Source organism: Falsiporphyromonas endometrii (assembly GCF_042654485.1).
Taxonomy (GTDB): Bacteria; Bacteroidota; Bacteroidia; order Bacteroidales; family Porphyromonadaceae; genus Porphyromonas; species Porphyromonas endometrii.
The window spans coordinates 1-5,023 of sequence record NZ_JBHSGO010000124.1; the positions used below are offsets into that span (position 1 = coordinate 1).

The following is a 5,023-nucleotide window of genomic DNA, read 5'->3' on the forward strand; positions in this document are numbered from 1 at the left end:
ACTATTTGTATACCATAAAGATAACTATTATTAATAACATGGAAAAGACTTAATATAGAGAAAGTTGAAACTTTTTTCAAAAAACAGAAAGGGCTGCGCCAAATGGAATTTTGACACAGCCCCTTTTCAAATGATTGCTTATTCCCTTTTAGTATGGTTTCCCATCCGGTCCAACAATTGGACTATCTATATACATATTGCTAATCTCTTTGGAATAATTTTTGATAATTACCTTACGTCTTAATTTGAGTGTATTGGTAAGCTCCTCCTTCTCAATGCTGAATGGTTCAGCCAAAAGGGTGATCTTTTTAACCTTTTCGAATTGAGCCAGCGATGCTTGTGCTATCTCTATATGCGACATAATGATGCGTTGCAACTCATGTTTGCGGGTAAGTGTTTGTCGATCTTCATCCTCAAAGATAAAGCCTCTTTCTTGAGCTTCTTTAAGCAGCTTATTCCAATTGGGGTAGATAAGAGCACTTACGAATTTATAACCATCAGCTATCACAGCGACCTGCTCAATCATCGAATCGGATGTCAGCAGTCCCTCGATCTGCTGAGGTGCTATATATTTTCCGTTGGCTGTTTTATATAATTCTTTGATACGTTCTTTGAAGTACAGAGTTTTTCCTACAAGTCTTCCGGCATCTCCGGTCTTAAACCATCCATCTTCTGTAAAAGCCTCTTTGGTCGCTTCAGGGTTGTTCCAATACCCTTTGGTAACGATATGCCCCTTGAGCAAAATCTCATCTGTCTTGGGATCGATCATGGCATCAAGACCCGGCATGATATTACCTATACTTGTGATATCATAGTTTTTTAGTGGAGAACAGGAAACAGTTGCACAAGTTTCAGTCAAACCATATCCAACTATAATGGGAAATCCTACAGATTGAAGAAATTTATTAATCTCAATTGATAGAGGAGCACCGGCTACCGGGCAAAATCGTACCCTTTGTAAGCCAACTTTCTTTTTGAGCAATTTAAAGAGAGTCCTGCTGTATATGGCATTAAGTACAGCTATGTGGATAGGAACTTTGAGGCCTTTTGCCCTATAATCCAGTTGGTAACGGTATCCTATGTTGATAGAATGTTTGATAACTGATTGCACTGCTTTGGGGAAAGAATCGATCTTTTCTTTTACTCCTTGGAAAATCTTTTCCCAGAAACGAGGCACATTGCACATCATGGTTGGGCGAATTTGTGGTAGTGCCAACAAGACTTTCTTCGGATCGGTCAAGATGGCCACTTTTGCTCCAACAGATAGTACAACATACACCCACCCCTTCTCAAAGATGTGGCTCAGAGGAAGAAAGGTGAAGTTGAGGTCTTTGCTTGTAATATTTGGGTAAACCTCCTGATGAACTCTTATTTGCCACAAAAATGCAGAATGGGTAATGGTAACCCCTTTAGACTTACCTGTAGTTCCACTGGTGTAAATCATGGTGGCAATATCAGATTCCATTGCTTGGCTGCAACGAACCTTCGCAATTGTTTCATTTCTCATAGAGTCACCTCTTCTGACAAATTCCTCAAAATAAAGAGAGGTATGGTCATCAGACTTTTTGATGACACGATCGTCGAAAATAACAATCTGCTCGATACAACTTTTGCCCGACTGCTGAACTTCGTATGCGTTGTTGTATTGAAACTGCTCTCCTACAAATATAATCTTTAACCCGGCATCGTTAACAACAAATTCTACCTGTTGAGGAGAGCATGTGGCATAAAGAGGTACACTGATGCAACGCATCATAAAGATGCCTAACTCGCTCCATAATGAAAATCTCATGTTTTGTGAATAGATACCGATGCGAGCATGTTCTTCAACACCCAGTTCGGCGAGAGCCTTGGCAACACCAAGACTCATCTCGTACATCTTTTGCCACTTGACTTTGTTCCATTCATTTGTTTTTGAATTGTGGTATAAGATTGCTGTACGATTAGGATTCTTTTCAGCCATCCTTTGGGCTAATTCTGCTAAATGATATACTTCCATGAGATAAGTGATTCTTTTAATTTAAGTAAGTCCGGCAAATCAATGGGACTTCTTGTTAGTCGATTCATTAGTAAGCAAATATAGAGATGATTGTATCATCCTAACACGGATAATGCTTTATGTCACGACTCTAATCGATCGTCTCCAAAAATGTTGGGAGAGCATGTATGTATGAGGCAGAGAGAAAAATGAATATGCACATTCTGAAGTGTCTCAAATTATTACAAAGGAAACTCTTTTTTGTGAAATGTCCTAACTCGACGTTTGCTGTAAGAGTTATTCAAAATCATGAATGGAACATAGACACAAGGTCTTGCCGTCCCATTGTGCATAGGAATCATAGGTGATCCAGTCTCCAAGAATGATACAACGTTTTTGCTCCTTTAGAGCCAAGTCCAGCATTAGGTGGCGATGGCCGTAAATGTAAAAGTCAATACTGGGGTCTTTTAGGATAAATTCTTTTGTCTTTCTAACAAGCCATTCGTTTTCAATATCGAAATAATCATTGCAAAGAGCATGAGGGATACGACCTTCAGTTTGCTTTTTGAGACCCCTCTTACGTGAATTATAAGAGAGCCAATATGCTAAGCCAACAGTCCACCTTGGGTGCAATGCAGCATAAAAAAAGCGTGCTACTTTGCTGTTAAACAGACGATACATCCATTTGAGTCTCATAGAGTATCCCGTATACTCTTCATCCCCGTGTGAAATTCGAAATTTATAACCGTTATTTTCGAAAATGAATGACTTATGGTGAATGATAGCTCCAAATTCTCGTTCAAAGTAATCACTCATCCAACAATCATGATTGCCGGTGAAAAAATGGAGCTTGATTCCCTTATCCGACATAGAGGCACATTGGCCAAGAAATCTTACAAACCCTCTGGGAACGACATCTTTATACTCAAACCAATAGTCGAACATATCGCCAACGAAGAATATCTCTTGAGCATTTTCTTCGATTGATTTGAGAAAGGTTACAAGCTTAATTTCTGCAGCCAATGGATCTTTGTGATAATGAGATCCTAAATGAGCATCAGAGCAAAAGTAGATATTCTTTTCGGCCATAAGTTATAATAACCCTAACTCAAGTTTAGCCTCTTCGCTCATCATATCTTTGTTCCATTCCGGTTCAAAAACCACCTCAACTTCAACTTTGTCAACGCCCGGAACACTTTCAACCTTCATTTTGACATCTTCTATTATAAAGTCTGCCGCAGGACAGTTTGGAGCAGTTAGAGTCATGGTAATTTTGACATCAGTATTATTGGTTACGTCAACTTTATAGATCAACCCAAGATCATACACATTAACCGGTATTTCCGGATCATATACAGTGCGGAGCATACCCACGATATTCTCCTCCAATTGAAGAAATTCATTCATATCTATAATAGTTTAAGGGCTCTATCAACTTTATATCTTTGACTATACACTTCATCATCATGCTTTGTCAATTCGATAGAACCATACAATATACAATTCACAAATTTAGAACAATTTGATGGATAAATGGATTTAAGGATTGCTTAGATGTTGTTTCGTACTTATTGATCATGGATTTTGATGGTTTTCAGGTACCTTTTTTTTCATCTTGTTTGCGTGCCTTTGAACTTCTTCTTTTGTTATGTTATATCACATTGCTACAATATAACTTCAAATCAGTTTATAAATGTTCTGTTGTTTCGTAATAATGCTTTTATAATGTGATTGTTATTGGGTGTGCAGATGATATTTGTAGAGTTGCTTTGTAGTGAGAATCAAATGATTATGGATTGAAATATCTAATATCAAAACAAGTTGTACTACCTTTGCAATATGAAAGCGATAACATCTAAATCTACAGGTTGGCTTATTGGTATCTTATCATCAGCCACATTTGGCTTAATCCCATTGTTTGCTAAGCCGGTTATTAATGAGGGGGTGCCTCATCAAGCTGTTGTTTTCTATAGATTCCTCATTGCCGCTATCATGATGGCTGTCCTTCATGGAGCGATGGGAGGAAGTTTTAGATTAAGGAAAAAGGAAATATTTCCATTGGTTATTTTAGGGGCTCTTTACACGGGAAGTGCAATGTTGCTGTTTTGGGGATATTCCTTTATGGCATCCGGTGTGGCGACTGTCATCCACTTTATGTATCCTTTTTTTACAAGTTTGATATTATTCCTTTGTTTTAGGGAAAGGATCGGGATAATCACCATCATTTCAATGGTCTTTGCTGTATTTGGTGTTTCACTCTTGATGAACTTATGGTCCCCGAATACAGAATTGCATATTCCCTTTTCCGGATTTGTTATTGTGCTTTTGTCGGGCCTCTGCTACGCTCTCTATATTGTAGTTGTACAGCATAGTGCAGTCCATAATATGCCCGGAAGGTTACTTTCGTTTTGGGTGATGTTGTTTGCTTCCATTGGCTCGGTCATTAATTCCTTGATCGCTTATGGAGAAGTAATGTTGTTGCCAAGTGTGTCAAGTTGGATCAATATATCCCTGCTTGCTTTGGTACCTACAGTAGTAAGTAATATTGCATTGGTCTTCGCTGTGCAGAGTATCGGTGCAACCAAGACTGCTGTTTTGGGAGCTTTTGAACCACTGACGGCTGTTATGGTTGGAGTTTTTTGCTTCCATGAACAGATTGAAGCAATGGGGTATTGGGGAATCATTTTAATCGTTCTTGCTGTCGTATTGACTGTTATGTCCGGTCAAATAGAGCCTAAGCTAAGAGATTATGTTCGTCATCTCAAACGTGTCATTACCAGCTCAAAGATGAAGTAATAGGTTTGGGGAGCCTGATTGTAAAGTATAAAAGTTCAAATTCTTAGCGATCAACTATTGGCATAATAGTTTTTTTAGATTTTGATTCAACCTTATTGTCCTTCGCGACAATGTTGATTGAATAATGGGGCTGTGTCATTATTCGTAATGATTCAGCCTCTAATTTTTTAGCAACCTCTCATTTCTTGAGTTTAAGCAGCCAATTTTTGGATGGGAGCTACCATTGGACTCACAGGAACTCCTAAAACA

4 protein-coding genes are annotated in these 5,023 nt (G+C 38.5%); 1 reads left to right on the forward strand and 3 read right to left on the reverse strand.

Annotation, left to right across the window (positions count from 1 at the left end; translation table 11 throughout):
* Positions 1 to 148: 148 nt before the first annotated feature.
* The 3 genes from ACFO3G_RS03920 to ACFO3G_RS03930 form a co-directional block, all read right to left on the reverse strand.
* Positions 149 to 1,999, reverse strand: coding sequence for an AMP-dependent synthetase/ligase (locus ACFO3G_RS03920; RefSeq protein ID WP_380078180.1), 1,851 nt, complete (start codon positions 1,997 to 1,999; stop codon positions 149 to 151).
* A 276-nt stretch (positions 2,000 to 2,275) separates the two neighbouring features.
* Positions 2,276 to 3,067 (reverse strand): UDP-2,3-diacylglucosamine diphosphatase, encoded by a 792-nt coding sequence (locus tag ACFO3G_RS03925; RefSeq protein ID WP_380078182.1) that lies wholly within the window; start codon positions 3,065 to 3,067, stop codon positions 2,276 to 2,278.
* Between the two features lie 3 nt (positions 3,068 to 3,070).
* A complete protein-coding gene (locus tag ACFO3G_RS03930; protein ID WP_380078184.1) occupies positions 3,071 to 3,385 on the reverse strand; it encodes a metal-sulfur cluster assembly factor in 315 nt (104 codons plus the stop codon).
* A gap of 432 nt (positions 3,386 to 3,817) precedes the next feature.
* On the opposite strand from ACFO3G_RS03930, the gene ACFO3G_RS03935 reads away from it, so the two are divergent.
* On the forward strand, positions 3,818 to 4,774 hold the full coding sequence (locus ACFO3G_RS03935) for a DMT family transporter (RefSeq protein ID WP_380078185.1): 957 nt from the start codon (positions 3,818 to 3,820) through the stop codon (positions 4,772 to 4,774).
* Positions 4,775 to 5,023 lie beyond the last annotated feature (249 nt).

Excerpts from the sequence above, each read along its gene's own strand:
- ACFO3G_RS03920 (WP_380078180.1), bottom strand. The coding sequence starts at position 1,999 with ATGGAAGTATATCATTTAGCAGAATTAGCCCAAAGGATGGCTGAAAAG.
- ACFO3G_RS03925 (WP_380078182.1), bottom strand. The coding sequence starts at position 3,067 with ATGGCCGAAAAGAATATCTACTTTTGCTCTGATGCTCATTTAGGATCT.
- ACFO3G_RS03930 (WP_380078184.1), bottom strand. The coding sequence starts at position 3,385 with ATGAATGAATTTCTTCAATTGGAGGAGAATATCGTGGGTATGCTCCGC.
- ACFO3G_RS03935 (WP_380078185.1), top strand. The coding sequence starts at position 3,818 with ATGAAAGCGATAACATCTAAATCTACAGGTTGGCTTATTGGTATCTTA.